Source organism: Aminobacter sp. BE322 (assembly GCF_050433525.1).
In the GTDB taxonomy this organism is placed as follows: domain Bacteria; phylum Pseudomonadota; class Alphaproteobacteria; order Rhizobiales; family Rhizobiaceae; genus Aminobacter.
This window is the reverse complement of the sequence record NZ_JBNPXB010000014.1, coordinates 20,013-38,296: the sequence shown is the minus strand read 5'-3', so window position 1 is coordinate 38,296 and position 18,284 is coordinate 20,013. Positions and strand designations below refer to the sequence as shown.

Sequence of the window (18,284 nt, the reverse complement as noted above, 5' to 3'; positions counted from 1 at the left end):
TCGTGGCCCAGGCTAAGACAAAGGACCTGCCAGCGGGCGCGAACCTGCCTTTCATCTACCGGGAATACAGCGCCGACAGGCTGAAACAGGCGCTGCACAAGATGTATCTCATCCGCCAGTTCGAGGAGGGCGCGGAAGAGTCCTACATGCGCGGCCTGATCCACGGCACCATGCACCTGTCCATCGGCCAGGAGGCGAGCGCCATGGGCATCTGCATGCCGCTGACCAATGACGACCAGATCACGTCGACCCATCGCGGCCACGGCCACTGCATCGCCAAGGGCGCGGAAGTGTCGAAGATGTTCGCCGAGTTCTTCGGCAAGACCACGGGCTATTGCCGCGGCCGCGGCGGCTCGATGCACATCGCCGACGTGACGACGGGCAATCTCGGCGCCAACGGCATCGTCGGCGGCGGCATCCCGATCGCCGTGGGTGCGGCGCTGACGGCCAAGCGCCTGAAGTCGGAGCGCGTCGTCATCTCGTTCTTCGGCGACGGCGCCAACAACGAGGGCGCCTTCCACGAGGCGCTCAACATGGCCTCGCTGTGGAAGCTGCCGGTGATCTTTGTATGCGAGAACAACGGCTACGGCATGTCGACCTCGATGGCGCGCTCGACCGCGGTGCCGAATGTCGCCGACCGTGCCGCCGCCTATGCGATGCCGGGCGTGATCGTAGACGGCAACGTACTGTCCGAAGTCGCCGAGGCCAGCCACGAGGCGGTGCGGCGTGCGCGGGCCGGCGAAGGGCCGACGCTGATCGAATCCAAGACCTATCGCTATCGCGGCCACTCCAAGAGCGACCGCAACCGCTACCGGACCAAGGAAGAGATCGAGGACTGGATGACCAACCGCGATCCCATCGTCCGTTTCGAGAACGAGCTGATGGAGTTCGGCATCATCGACATGACCGGTATCCGGACCATCCGCGAGGCGGTGCGCAAGGAGATCGCCGACGGCATCGAGTTTGCCAAGGCGAGCCCGTCGCCAGAGATCCGCAATCTCGAACGCTACGTCTACACGGAGACTGTGTGATGGATCAGGCCGTGCGTGAGCTGAGCTATGCCCAGGCGATCCAGGAAGCCATGGCGATCGCCATGGAGACCGACGAGCGCGTCTTCCTCATGGGCGAGGACATCGGCGTCTATGGCGGTGCCTTCCAGGTGACCGGCGACCTGGTCGAGCGTTTCGGTGCCGAACGCGTCATCGACACGCCGATCTCGGAACTCGGCGGGGCCGGCGTCGCCGTGGGGGCCGCGGTGACAGGCTTGCGTCCTATCTTCGAGTTCCAGTTCTCCGATTTTGCCACGCTCGCCATGGAGCAGATCGTCAACCAGGCCGCCAAGATGCGCTATATGCTCGGCGGTGCCGTGTCGGTGCCGGTGGTCATGCGCTTCCCAGCCGGTTCGGGCACGGGCGCTGCCGCCCAGCACAGCCAGAGCCTCGAAGCCTGGCTCGGCCACGTGCCGGGGCTAAAAGTCATCCAGCCGGCGACGCCGTACGACGTCAAGGGCATGCTGCTCGCCGCCGTCGCCGATCCCGACCCGGTGATGATCTTCGAGCACAAGCTGCTCTACAAGACCAAGGGCCCGGTGCCCGAGGGCTATTACACGGTGCCGATCGGCAAGGCCGAAATCCGCCGCGAGGGCCGCGACCTGACCATCGTCGCGACCTCGATCATGGTGCACAAGGCGCTCGAAGCGGCCAAGACGCTCGAGGCCGAAGGCATCGACGTCGAGGTCGTCGACCTGCGCACCGTTCGGCCGATGGACAAGGAAACCGTGATCGAGAGCGTCAAGAAGACGTCGCGGCTGCTCTGCGTCTATGAAGGCGTCAAGACGCTCGGCGTCGGCGCCGAAGTCAGCGCCATGATCGCCGAGAGCGAGGCCTTCGACTTCCTCGACGCGCCGATCGTGCGCCTCGGCGGCGCCGAGACGCCGGTGCCCTACAACCCGGAACTGGAAAAGGCGACGGTGCCGCAGGTCCCCGACATCCTGGCCGCCGCGCGCAGCCTCGCCACTGGGAGCCGCTAGGCCATGCCGGTCGAAGTCATCCTGCCCAAGGTCGACATGGACATGGCGACCGGGCGTATCTCGCGCTGGTATGTCGACGAGGGTGCGGCGGTCAAGAAAGGCGACTTGCTGTTCGAGATCGAGACCGACAAGGCGGCGATGGAGATCGACGCCCCGGCCACGGGCACCATTCGCAACATCTCCGGCAAGGAAGGCATCGACATTCCGGTCGGCGAAGCAGTCGCCTGGATCTATGCTGAAGGCGAAGCTGCCGAGCCGGCTAAGGACATAATTGTCGAGCCCAAGGCCCCTGCGGAGGCTGCACCCGTCGCGGCCGCTCCGGCCACCGCGCCTGACGTCGCTCCCGCGAAAGCGGCGACCAGTATGCCATCCGCCAACACGCCATCAAACGGCACGCGCGCGACGCCGCTGGCCCGCCGCCTCGCGGCTGAAGCCGGGCTCGAACTCGACGCCATCGCAGGGTCCGGCCCCAAAGGCCGCGTCATGCGCAAGGACGTCGAGGCCGCGATTCCGGCGAAGCTCGAAGCACCCGCAACGGCCCAGTCTGCTCCCATCGTTTCCAGGTCGCCGGCATCCTCCCAGCCGCGACCGGCGCCGCAGCGGGCCGCTGGTGCGGCACCGCTCAATTTCGCCTGGCTGCGACAGGGCGAGGGGCGTCCGATCGTGCTGATCCACGGCTTCGGCGCCGACCTCAACAGCTGGCGGCCGATGCTGGCGGCAGGTCCCGTCGATATGCCTATGCTGGCGCTCGACCTGCCCGGACATGGCGGTTCGCCGTGCCAGGTACCAACGGACCTCGACGCCATTGCAGCCGATGTCGAGGCGACGCTTGCGGCGCTCGACGTCGGGCCGGCGCTGCTGGTCGGTCACTCCTTCGGCGGTGCGGTGGCGGCAACCGTCGCCGCGCGCGGCCACGTCGATGTGCGTGCCCTGGCGCTGATCGCGCCGGCAGGCCTCGGCCCCGAGATCAACGGCGCCTTCCTGCAGGGCTTCGCGCGGGCGAAAAGCGAGGCGAGCCTGATGCCGTGGCTCAGGCAGCTGGTTGCCGACGAACAGGTGCTGTCGAAACCCTTCGTCAACGCTACGCTCGCGCAGGCGGCGGACAGCGAACTGCGCTCAGCACAGAGCGAGATCGCCGACCGCTTCTTCGCCGACGGCACCCAGACCTTCGACATCAGGGGGCTGATTGCTGCCCTGCGCATTCCGGTGCGCGTCATCGTCGGGGCCAACGACCGGATCATCCCGGCGAACCAGTCGCAAGGTCTTCCCGGCGAGGTGGCGTTGCACGTGTTCCAGGCCACCGGCCACATGCCGCAGGTCGAGCGCCGCGAGCAGGTGCTGAAGATCCTGCTGGAGATGGCACGCGCGTAAGCGCCGCCAGGCCAGCCTTTCAATTGCCCCTCACCCTTACCCTCTCCCCGCACGCGGGGAGAGGGGGACGTGGGCGTGGAGCTTCGTCTCCCATAGGTCGTGGTGGTAGGGATGGAGCCGGAGCCGTTTTCCGCCCGCAATTGGCTCAAGCAAAGAGACAGAGCGTTTTCGCGTCTTCAAGAACAAGCGGACACGCCAATGCGACTGCCGCGAAGGTCGTTAACGCCGAAGCTGCGCTCCTCTCCCCGTCCCTTTACGGGGAGAGGATGCCGGCAGGCAGGTGAGGGGCGGCGCGACCGTCGCCCAGCTACCACTCCGCGCCGAACACGCCAAAGGCCGCTCAGATAAACCCGCGCCCTCGCAGCTCCGCCGCGACCTCGTCCCAGTTGCCGCAGATGGCCGAGGCGCCAGCGGCCAGGAGCTCAGGGCCGTGGCCGTCGTGGGTGTGGCCGCCGCCGATGTAGCCGATCGCGGTCATGCCTGCCGCGACGGCGCCCTGCACGCCGTAGCGCGAATCCTCGATTACCACGCAGCGCGTCGGCGCAAAGCCCATCTTCTCGGCTGCAAAGAGGAAGATGTCGGGCGCCGGCTTGCCGTTCTTGACCATCGACGAGCTGAAGATCGACGGGCCGAAATGTCCGGTCAGGCCGGTGACGGCAAGGCTGTGGGTGATACGCTCCATCGACGAGGAGGACGCCACGCAGCGGGCAGCCTTCAATTCTGCAAGGAAGGCAGGCAGACCGCGAGTCGATTCCAGCCGTTCGGTGAACAGCTCCCTGGTCTCGCCCCAGATGTCGTCGGTGGCCTGCTCGGGCAGGAGGTATCCGGTGAGTTCGTGGATCTTCCGGATGATGTCGGCCTGCTTCATGCCGACGCCGTGGGCGACGACCTCCGCCTTGATCGGCAAACCGTTCTTGGCATAGGCGCGCTCGTAAGCGAGTGCGGCCAGGGGTTCGCTGTCGACCAGCACGCCGTCGCAGTCGAAAATCACCAGGCTGTCGTTGGGCAAGCTCGTCTCCTGAAATCCTCGGGTCGCCGATGCGACGGCATGGCCCGGTCGGATGCACCCGCCGGCCGCTGCATTCGTTTCGGTATGCGATCAGCCCCGGCCGATTGCATGTGGCTTGGGTGGAGAGGAAAGCGCGCGCCGCATGGCGCCGCGTTCTTCCGGCACGTCGGGCGCCAGCCAGTTGGGCTCGGCGCCGAGGAAGCGGTCGAGATAGGCCACCGCGTAGCTCGGAATCTCGGTGGTGTTCTCCTTGTAGGACCACCAGGTCCTGAGATCGTCGGCGCAGGCGTCGAGCTTCGGCGCGCTGCCGAATTCTTGCTCGAAGACGGCTGCGATCGCGCAGACGCAATAGTTCGTGTAGACGAACCCTTCGGGCCAGAACCGGACGATTTCAGGCGCCTCTTCGGCGGCAGCCGCCGCCGCATCGCCCGCACGCACCGGCGCCTGCCTGATCAGTTCCTTGAGCGCCAGGCCGGCGGCAAAGACGATGAAGTCGGCCCGGTCCAGCCGCGCATAGGATTTCTGCGCGTTCACGATCTCCACCCAGTCGAGGAAGATGCGGGTGAGCTTCTTCTCGTCGATGTCGAAGCGGATGCCGTAGCGCGCGCTCACCGCGCGGGCGCTGTTGCGGAAGGTTGCGCGGAACCAGCGCAGCTGCCTCAGCCGGTGGCCAAGGTCGGGAACGAGCGCCATTTCGTTCTTGAAGAAAAGATCCATCGTCGCTGCGCTCCCTGACCCGCCGGAACATAGCACCGCCGGGCGACATACCAAAACGCCGGCGGTGAACTGCGCCCCGCTTCCGGGTTGTCGCCACTTATACATATTGACATTTACAAAGACAAATGTTCTTTGATCGATATGTGAGTGACCGGGCTTCCGGCCGCACTCTGGAGGCTTCGGGAGGAAGGGCCCTATGGCGATCTGGCAATGGGGATTGCTGCTTTTGGCGGTCGTCTGGGCGCTGCAGTCGCTCGGTGTCTGGCTGCAGATGCGGCACTATTCCGAGGTCTTCAAGGGAATCACCGAGAAATACAAGGACGGCTATGTCGGCGCCGGCAACTGCCGCGGCCGTTTCGGCAAGGGCACGATCGCGCTGGCGGTGGTCACGCCCGACCTGGTGGTCCGGCGACTGCTGACGATGACCGGCCGCTCGGTCTTCGCCAAGTTCCGCCGGCACGAAAATCTCGAGGGCATGACCCTCGATCAGCTCCGGTCCAATCCCGCGGTCCTGGGAGAGGGGGAAGCCGGTGTGGCGGAAGCCGTGAGGAAGGCGGTCGAGCAGATCGACCGTGCACGGCTCGAGCCGAAGGGGCCCGGCCTGTCGGGCCTCGAGCCAGTGCGTACTTAGGGAGGCAACCTGCGGGGCGGAAGTCTCGTCGGGGCGAGGATATCAAGGAGGAGAAATGTCAGTCCTGACTATGTTGGCGCAGCATGCCGACATGGCCGTGCAGAACCTGCATGTGGCGGGTTCGATGGCAACGGATGCTGCAATTCACGGCAAGCTGGCCGTCAAGGGGGCGGCGAACGATCTGGTCGTGCTCGCCCAGGCGAGCAGCGACATCACCGTCGAGCAGTTCAAGGAAAAGCTCAACACCGTCGCGCAGGAGGAGCAGCTCGGCTGGCTCACCAGCATCGGCAAATATTTCATCGGCATCTTCCAGAAGGGCGGCGAGGTCTTTGCCGGCTTCGTCACCGGCATCATCCCGACGCTGGTGGTACTGATGACCGCCTTCTACGCGCTGACCGAACTCGTCGGCGAGGAGAGGGTCCACGGCATCGCCCGCGGTGCCGGCCGCATCGCGCTGACGCGCTATACGCTTTTGCCGCTGCTGTCGGTCTTCTTCCTCACCAACCCGATGGCCTACACCTTCGGCTCGTTCCTGGAAGAGAAGCACAAGCCGGCCTTCTACGACGCGGCAGTGTCCTACGTGCACCCGCCGCTCGGCCTTTTCCCGCACATCAACCCCGGCGAATATTTCGTCTGGGGCGGCATCCTGGTGGCGCTGCTCGAGCTCGAGAAGAAGGGCGTGGTGCCGGGCGGCTACCACATCCAGGTCGCCATCTGGTACGCCATCGTCGGCCTCGTCGTCATCCTGCTCAAGGGCATGCTGACCGAGCGCATCACCGCCATCATGGCGCGCCGCCAGGGCGTCGAGCTCTAAGGCGCGGGAGGGACAGATGGCCAATTCCTACAAGGCAGTCAAAATCTCCCGCGGCAAGAGCGGCTGGGGCGGCCCCCTGGTCGTGCAGCCGACCTCGCAGCGCAACAAGGTGGTCTCGGTCACCGGCGGCGGCATCCACCCGGTGGCGGCCCGCATCGCCGAGATGACCGGCGCCGAAGCCGTCGACGGCTTCAAGTCGCCGCCCGTGGAGGGCGAAATGGCGGTCGTGGTGGTCGATTGCGGCGGTACCGCCCGCTGCGGCGTCTATCCGCGCAAGCGCATCCCCACGGTCAACCTCACCCCGGTGGGGCAGGCGGGGCCGCTTGCCCAGTTCATCACAGAGGACATCTACGTGTCGGGCGTCAGGGAGGACGACATCGCCATGGCCGACGGTTCCGAGGCAGCGACGTCGGCCGGCGTCTCGGCTCATAACTCCAGCCCGGCGTCCTTTGCGACCGCCGCCGCCAAGGTGCCGCCCGCGACTTCCGGCGAGGGCGGCTTCATCGGCCTCGTCGCCGGCATCGGCCGCATCATGGGCCGTGTCGTCGGCATCTTCTTCAACGCCGGCCGCCGCACCATCGACCAGGTCGTCCGCAACGTGCTGCCGTTCATGGCGTTCGTGACGATGCTGATCGGCCTGATCCTCTACACCGGCATCGGCGACGTGCTGGCCCAGCCGATGGGTCCGCTGGCCAACAACATCGTCGGCCTGCTGATCATCTCGGCCATCTGCGGCCTGCCGTTCCTGTCGCCCATCCTCGGGCCGGGCGCGGTCATCGCCCAGGTCATCGGCGTGGCGATCATCGGACCGCAGATCGCCAACGGCACGATCTCGCCCGCCATGGCCTTGCCGGCGCTGTTCGCCTACAACACCCAGGTCGGCTGCGATTTCGTGCCGGTCGGCCTGGCGCTGGGCGAAGCCAAGCCCAAGACCATCGAGATCGGCGTTCCGGCGGTTCTGATCAGCCGCCAGATCATGGGTCCGGTGTCGGTGCTCATCGCCTGGCTGGTCAGCCTCGTCGTCTTCTGAGACCTCATCAGGCGGCGGGTTCTCCCCGCCGCCTGGCTTGCTTCGTCGTCGGTCATTTGCCGGCGAAATACAAAGACTCTAGGCAGGCGCTGCCTCGGGCGTAGAGAAAAGGCTTCGACATGTCGGTTCATCTCAAGACTCACATCACGGCAATCGGACCGGAGGTGGCGGAGCTGGCCGAAGGCGGCGTGCTGATCCTGTTCGCCGACGGCGCCCCGCCGGAACTGGCGGAAGTGTCCGTGTTGCACAAGGCCGAGGTCGGGCCCAGCGACGCCGCCCCCGCCGTGGGCGCAGCCATCGTCATCGGCGAGCTCTCGGGCACCATCACCGCCATGGGCGACAGCGCCTGGAACAAGGTGCGCGAGATCGGCCACGTGGTCATCAATTTCAACGGCGCCGCTGCCGCCGAGCGGCCGGGCGAGATCTGCGCCTCGGCGATCGACGGCGAACTGCTCGTCGCGGCCCTGAAGACCGGTGCCGCGATCACCATCGGCCGCTGATTGCCGCGCCAGTCGCGGCTATACTGAACTCGAACAAGAGACCGGACCATGGAACGCTCGACGATCGTCAGAGTGCATGAAGGGCTGCATGCCCGGCCCGCCACCCGCTTCGTCAAGCTCGCCAAGAGCTTCGAGAGCGAGGTCGAGATCGTCAAGGACGGCAAATCCGCCAGCGCCAAGAGCGCGGTCAAGCTGATGCTGCTCGCCGTCAAGGAAAACGACGAGGTGACGATCCGCACCAAAGGCGCCGACGAGATCGAGGCTGTCGAGGCGCTGATCGGTTATCTCGAGAACCCGCATGCCGGCCTCGCCGAAGAGCAGGCTCCGGCCGAGCCGGATGCAGCCGCCGCCGTGGACGTGACGCTCAAGGTCGAGCCGGCCAGGCCGGCTGCGGTCGAGGAAGACATTGCCGGTGCGCTGAAGGGCGTTGCTGCCTCGGAAGGCTATGCGATAGGGGCGGCCTTCGCCCATTTTCCGCCCGAGATCAAGCCGGAGAGCCGGACGCTGTCGGCCGACGACATCGAGATCGAACTTGCCCGCTTCGCCGGGGCGGTGGGAGCCGTGCAGGCGCGCATGGACGCCTCGCTCGCCTCCGAGAGCCTGTCGGCCAACGACCGCGGTATCATCGCCGCCCTGCGGGACATCGCCGCCGACGACGAATTGCGCGACGAGGTGGTCGCCGCCGTCCGTGCCGGCACGGACGCGGTATCGGCGGTCATCGGTGCCGCTGCCAGGATCGCGGCCCAGTTCGGCCAGGTCGACGACCCCTATCTCAACGCCCGCGCCGACGACGTGCAGGCGGTGGGCCGCCAGATCTGCCTGGCGCTGCTCGGCCAGGCCGACGCCAGCCTCGACGACATTCCCGAGGGCGCCATCCTGATCGCCGAGGACATCGGCGCCTGGGATCTGGCGCGCGCGCCGCTCAAGCGCATCGGCGGCATCGTCTGCGGCCATGGCGGCGCGACCTCGCACATCGCCATCATCGCCCGCGCCCACGGCATTCCCGCCGTGCTCGGCATGGGCGCGCAGGTGCATGAGCTGCGTCAGGCGCGCGCGGTCGCGCTCGACGGCCATCGCGGCCATGTCGTCGCCAACCCCGGGGGCGCCGTGCTCGACGGTTTCCGCGCCCGCATCGACGAGGCCGCACGCGAACGCGAGGCGCTGAAGGCGTTCCGCGACACCACCCCGCGCCGCGCCGACGGCATGGTGATCGAAGTCGCCGCCAACATCGGCTCGCTGGAAGAGATCGACGCCGCCCGCGAGGCGGGCGCCATGGGCGTCGGCCTGTTCCGCACCGAGCTTCTGTTCATGCGCCACATGCACCTGCCGTCCGAGGACATGCAGGCCGAGACCTATTCGGCGCTGGCCAAGGCCTTCGCGCCCTATCCGGTCATCGTGCGTACGCTCGACATCGGCGGCGACAAGCCGATCTCGGGCATCGAATTCCCCGACGAGGAGAACCCGTTCCTCGGCTGGCGCGGCATCCGCATGTGCCTCGACCGGCCCGACATCTTCAAGCCGCAGCTCAGGGCGCTGTTGCGCGCTGCCGTCCACGGCAACGTCAAGGTGATGCTGCCGATGGTCTCCGACATCGGCGAGGTGCGTGCCGCGCGCGCCCTGATCGAGACCTGCAAGACCGAGCTCGCGGCCGAGAAAGTGCCGTTTGGCGAATTCCAGCTCGGTGTCATGATCGAGACCCCGGCGGCGGTGCTCGTCGCGCCGGCGCTGGCGAAGGAGGTCGCGTTCTTCTCCATCGGCACCAACGACCTGACCCAGTACATCATGGCCGCCGACAGGCTGAACCCGACGGTCGCCAAGCTCAACGACGTCACCAACGTCGCGGTAATGTCGGCGATCGAGATGACGGCGCGGGCGGGGGTCGCGGCCGGCATCATGGTCGGCATGTGCGGCGAGGCGGCCGGTCGGCCGGACCTCATCCCCGAGTTCTTGCGCATGGGCCTGACCGAGCTTTCGATGAGCCCGGCCTCGATCCAGCGGGCGAAGAAGACGATCGCCGAACTCGCTTAATCACGCATTTCGAGCTGTTTTGCCCGGCTGCCGGGGCAGTTTTGGGGCACGTTGCGCCGGCGCTCCTCCGACCGATTGGCCAAAACGGCCGGCGGCCGGCCGGCTCGGTCGCCTTCGTGCCGGTCGTAGGCCTACATGAAGTATGCCTCGACCGGCTGCGCCTGTTCGCGGTGCTGCCAGGCAGGCGCAACCTGACCTCGTCGACATAAGCTTCGTCGGTTTATCGGCGTGCGATGGGCCATGTCCGCCGCCTGCGCCACAACCTGGCCATCATCGAGCGCCACGAAGGGAAGGCGGTCGGCGAGGCAGGTTGCCACGGCGCCGGCATCTTCCGCGACGTTGCCGATGAGGGCTGCGTCGCCGTGCTTCAGTCTCGTATGAACATCTCTGACATCGACGTTTCTTCATCTTCCGTTTGCATTTTCGTCACAAATCTTTGACGTTTACGTAAATCCCGAAGTATCTAACCGATTGAAAAAATTGAGTGGGAAATAATCGGTTGAATATTTTCGATCGCAGGTCTATTGCGAGCTGCTCATTCTGGCCGCATCCCGGCGGCCTCCTCGCCCAAACCTGTTTCACCCCGCCGTCACGGCGTCGTCAAAGGCAAAGGGAAATTCCTTCATGGCACGTAACAAGATAGCCCTCATCGGCTCGGGCATGATTGGCGGCACGCTCGCCCACATGGTCGGCCTCAAGGACCTCGGCGACGTGGTCCTGTTCGACATCGCCGAGGGCATTCCGCAGGGCAAGGGCCTGGACATCGCCCAGTCCTCGACGGTCGACGGCTTCGACTCGCGCTACACCGGCGTCAACGACTATGCCGGCATCGAGGGCGCCGACGTCTGCATCGTCACCGCCGGCGTGCCGCGCAAGCCCGGCATGAGCCGCGACGATCTGCTCGGCATCAACCTCAAGGTCATGGAACAGGTCGGCGCCGGCATCAAGAAATACGCGCCGAAGGCCTTCGTCATCTGCATCACCAACCCGCTCGACGCCATGGTGTGGGCGCTGCAGAAGTTCTCGGGCCTGCCCAAGAGCCACGTCGTCGGCATGGCGGGCGTGCTCGACTCGGCCCGCTTCCGCTATTTCCTGTCCGAGGAGTTCAAGGTCTCGGTCGAGGACGTCTCCGCCATGACGCTCGGCGGCCACGGCGACGACATGGTGCCGCTGGTGCGCTACTCCACAGTCGCCGGCATTCCGCTGCCGGACCTCGTCAAGATGGGCTGGACCAGCCAGGAGAAGCTCGACGCCATCGTCGAGCGCACCCGCAAGGGCGGCGGCGAGATCGTCGGCTTGCTCAAGACCGGCTCGGCCTACTACGCGCCGGCCTCGTCGGCGATCGCCATGGCCGAATCCTACCTCAAGGACAAGAAGCGCGTCCTGCCCTGCGCCACGCACCTGTCGGGCCAGTATGGCATCAAGGACATGTATGTCGGCGTGCCGGTGGTGATCGGCGCCGGCGGCGTCGAGCGCGTCATCGAGCTCGATTTCAACAAGGCCGAGCAGAAGATGTTCGAGAAGTCGGTCGAGGCCGTGAAGGGTCTCTGCGACGCCTGCGTGGCGATCGCGCCGAACCTCGGCAAGAAGTAAGGGGTTTTCGATGAACATCCACGAGTATCAGGGCAAGCAGTTGCTCAAGGGGTTCGGTGCGCCCGTCGCTGACGGCGTGCCGGTGTTCAAGGTCGAGGAAGCCGAGGCAGCCGCCAAGGCGCTGCCGGGTCCGCTCTACGTCGTGAAGAGCCAGATCCACGCCGGTGGCCGCGGCAAGGGCAAATTCAAGGAACTGCCCGCCGACGCCAAGGGCGGCGTGCGTCTCGCCAAGTCGATCGAAGAGGTCGTTGCCTTCTCCAAGGAGATGCTCGGCAACACGCTGGTGACCAAGCAGACCGGCCCGGCCGGCAAGCAGGTCAACCGCCTCTACATCGAGGACGGCGCCGACATCGACCGCGAACTGTACCTGTCGATCCTGGTCGACCGTTCGGTCGGCCGCATCGCCTTCGTCGTCTCGACCGAAGGCGGCATGGACATCGAGGCCGTCGCCCACGACACGCCCGAAAAGATCATCACCGTTGCCATCGACCCGGAAGCGGGCGTGACGGCTGCCGACGTGGCCAAGCTCAATGAGGCGCTGAAGCTCTCGGGCGAGGCTGCCAAGGACGGCGAGAAGCTGTTCCCGATCCTCTACAAGGCCTTTGTCGAGAAGGACATGAGCCTGCTTGAGGTCAACCCGCTGATCGTCATGACCAACGGCCGCCTGCGCGTTCTCGACGCCAAGATCTCGTTCGACAACAACGCGCTCTTCCGCCACGCCGACGTGGTCGAGCTGCGCGACACGACCGAGGAAGACGCCAAGGAAATCGAGGCGTCGAAATACGACCTCGCCTATGTCGCGCTCGACGGCAACATCGGCTGCATGGTCAACGGCGCCGGCCTGGCGATGGCCACGATGGACATCATCAAGCTCTACGGTGCCGAGCCCGCCAACTTCCTCGACGTCGGCGGCGGCGCCTCGAAAGAGAAGGTCACGGCGGCGTTCAAGATCATCACCGCGGATCCCGCGGTCGAGGGTATCCTGATCAACATCTTCGGCGGCATCATGAAGTGCGATGTCATCGCCGAGGGCGTGATCGCCGCTGTCAAGGAAGTGGGCCTGAAGGTTCCGCTGGTCGTGCGCCTCGAAGGCACCAACGCCGAACTCGGCAAGAAGATCATCAACGAGAGCGGGCTGAACGTCACGTCGGCCGACGACCTCGACGACGCGGCGAAGAAGATCGTCGCTGCGGTGAAGGGGAACTAATCCATGTCCATTCTCATCGACAAGAACACCAAGATTCTGGTGCAGGGCCTGACCGGCAAGACCGGCACGTTCCACACCGAACAGGCGCTGGCCTATCACGGCACCAAGATGGTCGGCGGCATCCACCCCAAGAAGGGCGGCGAAAACTGGACCGGCGCCAAGGGCGAGACCCTGCCGATCTTCGCATCGGTCGCCGAAGGCAAGGAAAAGACCGGCGCCAACGCGTCCGTGGTCTATGTCCCGCCGGCAGGTGCCGCCGAGGCGATCATCGAGGCGATCGAAGCCGAGATCCCGCTGATCGTCTGCATCACCGAGGGCATCCCGGTGACCGACATGATCAAGGTCAAGGCTCGCCTCGACCGCTCGACGTCGCGCCTGATCGGCCCGAACTGCCCGGGCATCGTGACGCCCGACCAGTGCAAGATCGGCATCATGCCTGGCAACATCTTCCGCAAGGGTTCGGTCGGCGTTGTTTCCCGCTCGGGAACGCTTACCTATGAGGCGGTGTTCCAGACCACCAATGCCGGTCTCGGCCAGTCGACCGCCGTCGGCATCGGCGGCGACCCGGTCAAGGGCACGGAATTCATCGACATGCTCGAGATGTTCCTGGCCGACGAAGAGACCAAGTCGATCATCATGATCGGTGAAATCGGCGGTTCGGCCGAAGAGGACGCAGCGCAGTTCCTCATCGACGAGGCCAAGCGCGGCCGCAAGAAGCCGATGGCAGGCTTCATCGCCGGCCGCACGGCACCGGAAGGCCGCACCATGGGCCACGCGGGCGCGGTGATCTCCGGCGGCAAGGGCGGCGCGGAAGACAAGATCGCGGCCATGGAGGCAGCGGGCATCCGCGTGTCGCCGTCGCCGGCACGTCTCGGCACCACGCTCGTCGAGGCGATCAAGGGTTGAGGCAATAGGGGAGTAGGGCAATAGGGCAGTAAGGTATTCGAACCTATTGCCCTACTGCCTCACTCCCCTACTCCCTTTCAAACAGGAGACGGAGCCAGGGGCTCCGCAGGACAAAGATGGCACGATCAGATCAGGCCAACGACCAATTTTCCCTCACCTCGTTCCTCTATGGCGGCAACGCCGACTATATCGAGGCGCTGCACGCCGCCTATCTGGACGACCCTGAATCGGTCGATCCGGAATGGCGCGACTTCTTCGGCGCCCTGAAGGACGATGCCGGCGACATCCGCAAGAACGCCAAGGGCGCTTCGTGGTCGCGGCCGAGCTGGCCGCTGCAGGCCAATGGCGAACTGGTCTCGGCGCTGGACGGCAACTGGGGCCTGGTCGAGAAGGCGATCGAGAAGAAGGTCAGGGACAAGGCCGCCGCCGAGGGCGCCAAGCCGTCGCCGATCGACGTGCTCCAGGCGACGCGCGATTCCGTGCGCGCCATCATGATGATCCGCGCCTATCGCATGCGCGGCCACCTGCATGCCAATCTCGATCCGCTCGGCATCGCCAAGCCGCTCGAGGACTACAACGAGCTGTCGCCCGAGGCCTACGGCTTCACCGCGGCCGACTTCGACCGTCCGATCTTCATCGACCACGTGCTCGGCCTCGAATATGCGACCATCCGCGAGATGCTCGAGATCCTGAAGCGCACCTACTGCTCGACGCTCGGCGTCGAGTTCATGCACATCTCCGATCCCGAGGAGAAGGCGTGGATCCAGGCCCGCATCGAGGGTCCGGACAAGGCGATCGCCTTCACCGCCGAGGGCAAGAAGGCGATCCTGTCCAAGCTGATCGAGGCCGAGGGCTTCGAGCAGTTCATCGACGTCAAGTACAAGGGCACCAAGCGCTTCGGCCTCGACGGCGGCGAGTCGCTGATCCCCGCACTCGAGCAGATCATCAAGCGCGGCGGCGCGCTCGGCCTCAACGAGGTCGTGCTCGGCATGGCCCATCGCGGCCGCCTCAACGTGTTGACCAACGTGATGGCCAAGCCGCACCGCGCCGTGTTCCACGAGTTCAAGGGCGGCTCCTACGCGCCCGACGACGTCGAAGGCTCGGGCGACGTGAAGTACCATCTTGGCGCCTCGTCGGACCGCGAGTTCGACGGCAACAAGGTGCACCTGTCGCTGACCGCCAACCCCTCGCATCTCGAGATCGTCGATCCGGTGGTGATGGGCAAGGCGCGTGCCAAGCAGGACCAGCTGTTCGGCCGCGCCCGTGGCGAGATCGTGCCGCAGGAAGAGCGCGCCAAGGTGATGCCGCTTCTGCTGCACGGCGATGCGGCATTCGCCGGCCAGGGTGTGATCGCCGAAATCCTCGGCCTGTCGGGTCTGCGCGGCCACCGCGTCGCCGGCACGCTGCACGTCATCATCAACAACCAGATCGGCTTCACGACGAACCCGCGCTTCTCGCGCTCGTCGCCCTATCCGTCGGATGTGGCGAAGATGATCGAGGCGCCGATCTTCCACGTCAACGGCGACGATCCGGAAGCGGTGGTGTTCGCGGCCAAGGTGGCAACCGAATTCCGCATGAAGTTCCACAAGCCGGTCGTGGTGGACATGTTCTGCTACCGCCGCTTCGGCCACAACGAAGGCGACGAGCCGGGCTTCACCCAGCCGATCATGTACCGTTCGATCCGTACCCATAAGACGGTGGCGCATGTCTATGCGGACAAGCTGATCAGCGAGGGCCTGCTGAACCAGGCCGACGTCGACCAGATGCGCGCCGACTGGCGCGCCAACCTCGAGACCGAGTTCGAGGCCGGCCAGGCCTACAAGCCGAACAAGGCCGACTGGCTGGACGGCGCATGGTCGGGCCTGCGCGCCGCCGACAACCAGGACGAGCTGCGCCGCGGCAAGACCGCCGTGCCGGTGAAGACACTGAAGGAGATCGGCAAGAAGCTGACCGAGGTGCCGAAGGACTTCGAGGTCCATCGCACCATTGCGCGCTTCCTCGAAAACCGCCGCCAGGCGATCGAGTCGGGCGAAGGCCTTGACTGGGCTACCGCCGAGGCACTGGCCTTCGGCTCGATCCTGCTCGACGGCAACCCGATCCGCCTGTCCGGCCAGGATTCCGAGCGCGGCACCTTCTCGCAGCGCCACTCGGTGCTCTACGACCAGCGCGACGAGAACCGCTACATCCCGCTCAACAACCTGTCGGCGGCGCAGGCCGGCTACGAGGTCATCAATTCGATGCTCTCGGAAGAGGCGGTGCTCGGCTTCGAATACGGCTATTCGCTGGCCGAGCCGAAGGCGCTGACCTTGTGGGAAGCCCAGTTCGGCGACTTCGCCAACGGCGCCCAGGTGGTGTTCGACCAGTTCATCTCGTCGGGCGAACGCAAGTGGCTGCGCATGTCGGGCCTCGTCTGCCTGCTGCCGCACGGCTATGAAGGCCAGGGCCCCGAGCACTCCTCGGCACGCCTCGAGCGCTTCCTGCAGCTTTGCGCCGAAGACAACATGCAGGTGGCCAATGTCACCACGCCGGCCAACTACTTCCACATCCTGCGCCGGCAGCTGAAGCGCGACTTCCGCAAGCCGCTGATCCTGATGACGCCGAAGTCGCTGCTGCGCCACAAGCGCGCCGTGTCTTCGCTGTCGGAGATCTCGGGCGAGAGCTCGTTCCACCGCCTGCTGTGGGACGACGCCCAGTATCTCGGCAACGAGCCGATCAAGCTGGTCAAGGATTCGAAGATCCGCCGCGTCGTGCTCTGCACCGGCAAGGTCTATTACGACCTCTACGAGGAGCGCGAGAAGCGCGGCATCGACGACATCTACCTGCTGCGCGTCGAGCAGCTCTATCCGTTCCCGGCCAAGGCGCTGATCACCGAGCTCAGCCGCTTCCGCAACGCGGAGATGGTGTGGTGCCAGGAAGAGCCCAAGAACATGGGTGCGTGGTCGTTCATCGACCCGTATCTGGAATGGGTGCTCGCCCATATCGACGCCAAGCACCAGCGCGTGCGCTACACCGGCCGTCCGGCCGCCGCCTCCCCGGCGACGGGCCTGATGTCCAAGCACCTGGCGCAGCTCCAGGCATTCCTCGACGACGCCCTCGGCGAATAACTGAAAGAACGGACAGCAAAAAATGGCTACCGAAATCCGTGTCCCCACCCTCGGCGAATCCGTTTCCGAGGCAACCATCGGCAAGTGGTTCAAGAAGGTCGGCGACGTGATCGCCGCCGACGAGCCCTTGGTCGAACTCGAGACCGACAAGGTCACCATCGAAGTGCCGGCCCCGGCTGCCGGCGTGCTGGCCGAGCAGACCGTCAAGGAAGGCGAGACCGTCGGCGTCGCTGCACTTCTCGGCACCATTGCCGCCGGCAACGGCGCACCCGCGACGAAGCCCGAGGCCGTCGCTCAGGCTTCGGCTCCGACCGCCGCCTCGACCGTCAAGGAGGCAGTGGCCCAGACCGCTTCCGTCGCCGGTGCTCCGCCCATCGAGGAGCGCAAGATGCCGCCGGCCCCGGCCGCCGCCAAGCTGCTCGCCGAGGCCAACATCACGGTCGACCAGATCGCCGGCTCCGGCAAGCGCGGCCAGGTGCTCAAGGGCGACGTGCTCGACGCCATCGCCAAGGGCGTTGCCGCCCCCGCCTCGACGCCCGCGGCCCCGGCCCCGGTCGCCGTGCGCGCGCCGTCGAGTGCCGAGGATGCCCCGCGCGAAGAGCGCGTGCGCATGACCAAGCTGCGCCAGACCATCGCCCGCCGCCTCAAGGAGGCGCAGTCGACGGCCGCCATGCTGACCACCTTCAACGAGGTGGACATGAGCGCGGTGATGGCGCTGCGTTCGAAGTACAAGGACGTGTTCGAGAAGAAGCACGGCGTGAAGCTCGGCTTCATGGGCTTCTTCACCAAGGCGGTGACGCATGCGCTGAAGGAGATCCCGGCGGTCAACGCCGAGATCGACGGCACCGACATCATCTACAAGAACTTTGCCCATGTCGGCGTCGCCGTCGGCACGGACAAGGGCCTGGTGGTTCCGGTGGTGCGCGACGCCGACCAGATGTCGATCGCCGAGATCGAGAAGGAAATCGGCCGCCTCGGCCTCGCCGCGCGCGACGGCAAGCTGTCGGTCGCCGATATGCAGGGCGGCACCTTCACCATCTCCAACGGCGGCGTCTACGGCTCGCTGATGTCGACTCCGATCCTGAACGCGCCGCAGTCGGGTATCCTCGGCATGCACAAGATCCAGGACCGTCCTGTCGTGGTCGGCGGCCAGATCGTCATCCGCCCGATGATGTATCTCGCGCTCAGCTACGATCACCGCATCGTCGACGGCAAGGAAGCCGTGACCTTCCTGGTCCGCGTCAAGGACAGCCTGGAAGATCCGGAGCGTCTGGTTCTCGACCTCTGAGGCACAAGCGTGTAGAGCGGGTTTGAAAAAGCCCGCTCTGGTTGCGCTCGCCGAAAG

16 protein-coding genes are annotated in these 18,284 nt (G+C 65.9%); 14 read left to right on the top strand and 2 right to left on the bottom strand.

Annotated elements, in window-relative coordinates; all coding sequences use genetic code 11:
* The first annotated feature begins 2 nt into the window (after window positions 1-2).
* From J2X50_RS18295 to J2X50_RS18285, 3 genes are read left to right on the top strand one after another with little or no spacing between them, the layout of a single operon-like run.
* Window positions 3-1,031: a thiamine pyrophosphate-dependent dehydrogenase E1 component subunit alpha gene (locus J2X50_RS18295; protein ID WP_429097112.1), complete on the top strand. Its 1,029-nt coding sequence runs from the start codon at window positions 3-5 to the stop codon at window positions 1,029-1,031.
* On the top strand, window positions 1,031-2,029 hold the full coding sequence (locus J2X50_RS18290; RefSeq protein ID WP_429097109.1) for an alpha-ketoacid dehydrogenase subunit beta: 999 nt from the start codon (window positions 1,031-1,033) through the stop codon (window positions 2,027-2,029). The genes J2X50_RS18295 and J2X50_RS18290 overlap by 1 nt, the downstream gene beginning before the upstream one ends.
* A gap of 3 nt (window positions 2,030-2,032) precedes the next feature.
* Window positions 2,033-3,400, top strand: coding sequence for an acetoin dehydrogenase dihydrolipoyllysine-residue acetyltransferase subunit (locus J2X50_RS18285; protein ID WP_429097107.1), 1,368 nt, complete (start codon window positions 2,033-2,035; stop codon window positions 3,398-3,400).
* Between the two features lie 340 nt (window positions 3,401-3,740).
* Here the strand turns inward: J2X50_RS18285 and J2X50_RS18280 are convergent, their stop codons facing one another.
* The gene (locus J2X50_RS18280) at window positions 3,741-4,409 is read right to left on the bottom strand and encodes an HAD family hydrolase (protein WP_429097105.1); all 669 of its coding nucleotides are present in this window, start codon (window positions 4,407-4,409) and stop codon (window positions 3,741-3,743) included.
* 90 nt (window positions 4,410-4,499) lie between these two features.
* Window positions 4,500-5,126, bottom strand: coding sequence for a hypothetical protein (locus tag J2X50_RS18275; RefSeq protein WP_429097103.1), 627 nt, complete (start codon window positions 5,124-5,126; stop codon window positions 4,500-4,502).
* Window positions 5,127-5,322: 196 nt separating this feature from the next.
* Between J2X50_RS18275 and J2X50_RS18270 the strand changes: the two genes are divergently transcribed.
* The 11 genes from J2X50_RS18270 to odhB all read left to right on the top strand — a co-directional run bounded on the left by J2X50_RS18270 (window position 5,323) and on the right by odhB (window position 18,227).
* Window positions 5,323-5,757: a transcriptional regulator GutM gene (locus J2X50_RS18270; RefSeq protein WP_429097101.1), complete on the top strand. Its 435-nt coding sequence runs from the start codon at window positions 5,323-5,325 to the stop codon at window positions 5,755-5,757.
* 55 nt (window positions 5,758-5,812) lie between these two features.
* The gene (gene srlA / locus J2X50_RS18265) at window positions 5,813-6,571 is read left to right on the top strand and encodes a PTS glucitol/sorbitol transporter subunit IIC (protein ID WP_340040794.1); all 759 of its coding nucleotides are present in this window, start codon (window positions 5,813-5,815) and stop codon (window positions 6,569-6,571) included.
* A 16-nt stretch (window positions 6,572-6,587) separates the two neighbouring features.
* Window positions 6,588-7,601, top strand: coding sequence for a PTS glucitol/sorbitol transporter subunit IIB (gene srlE / locus J2X50_RS18260; protein WP_429097099.1), 1,014 nt, complete (start codon window positions 6,588-6,590; stop codon window positions 7,599-7,601).
* Between the two features lie 119 nt (window positions 7,602-7,720).
* Window positions 7,721-8,101, top strand: a complete 381-nt coding sequence (locus J2X50_RS18255) for a PTS glucitol/sorbitol transporter subunit IIA (RefSeq protein ID WP_429097097.1) — start codon at window positions 7,721-7,723, stop codon at window positions 8,099-8,101.
* 48 nt (window positions 8,102-8,149) lie between these two features.
* The gene (gene ptsP / locus J2X50_RS18250) at window positions 8,150-10,129 is read left to right on the top strand and encodes a phosphoenolpyruvate--protein phosphotransferase (RefSeq protein ID WP_429097096.1); all 1,980 of its coding nucleotides are present in this window, start codon (window positions 8,150-8,152) and stop codon (window positions 10,127-10,129) included.
* A 233-nt stretch (window positions 10,130-10,362) separates the two neighbouring features.
* Window positions 10,363-10,569 carry a hypothetical protein gene (locus tag J2X50_RS18245; RefSeq protein ID WP_429097093.1) on the top strand — a complete coding sequence of 69 codons (207 nt, stop codon included), beginning with the start codon at window positions 10,363-10,365 and terminating at the stop codon, window positions 10,567-10,569.
* A gap of 184 nt (window positions 10,570-10,753) precedes the next feature.
* The gene (gene mdh / locus J2X50_RS18240) at window positions 10,754-11,722 is read left to right on the top strand and encodes a malate dehydrogenase (RefSeq protein ID WP_340040800.1); all 969 of its coding nucleotides are present in this window, start codon (window positions 10,754-10,756) and stop codon (window positions 11,720-11,722) included.
* A 10-nt stretch (window positions 11,723-11,732) separates the two neighbouring features.
* Complete coding sequence (sucC, locus tag J2X50_RS18235) at window positions 11,733-12,929, top strand: ADP-forming succinate--CoA ligase subunit beta (RefSeq protein ID WP_429097091.1); 1,197 nt, start codon at window positions 11,733-11,735, stop codon at window positions 12,927-12,929.
* Between the two features lie 3 nt (window positions 12,930-12,932).
* On the top strand, window positions 12,933-13,835 hold the full coding sequence (gene sucD / locus J2X50_RS18230) for a succinate--CoA ligase subunit alpha (RefSeq protein ID WP_429097090.1): 903 nt from the start codon (window positions 12,933-12,935) through the stop codon (window positions 13,833-13,835).
* A gap of 116 nt (window positions 13,836-13,951) precedes the next feature.
* On the top strand, window positions 13,952-16,939 hold the full coding sequence (locus tag J2X50_RS18225; RefSeq protein WP_429097087.1) for a 2-oxoglutarate dehydrogenase E1 component: 2,988 nt from the start codon (window positions 13,952-13,954) through the stop codon (window positions 16,937-16,939).
* Window positions 16,940-16,961: 22 nt separating this feature from the next.
* Entirely contained in the window at window positions 16,962-18,227 is a 1,266-nt protein-coding gene (gene odhB, locus J2X50_RS18220; protein WP_429097084.1) for a 2-oxoglutarate dehydrogenase complex dihydrolipoyllysine-residue succinyltransferase, read from the top strand.
* Window positions 18,228-18,284 lie beyond the last annotated feature (57 nt).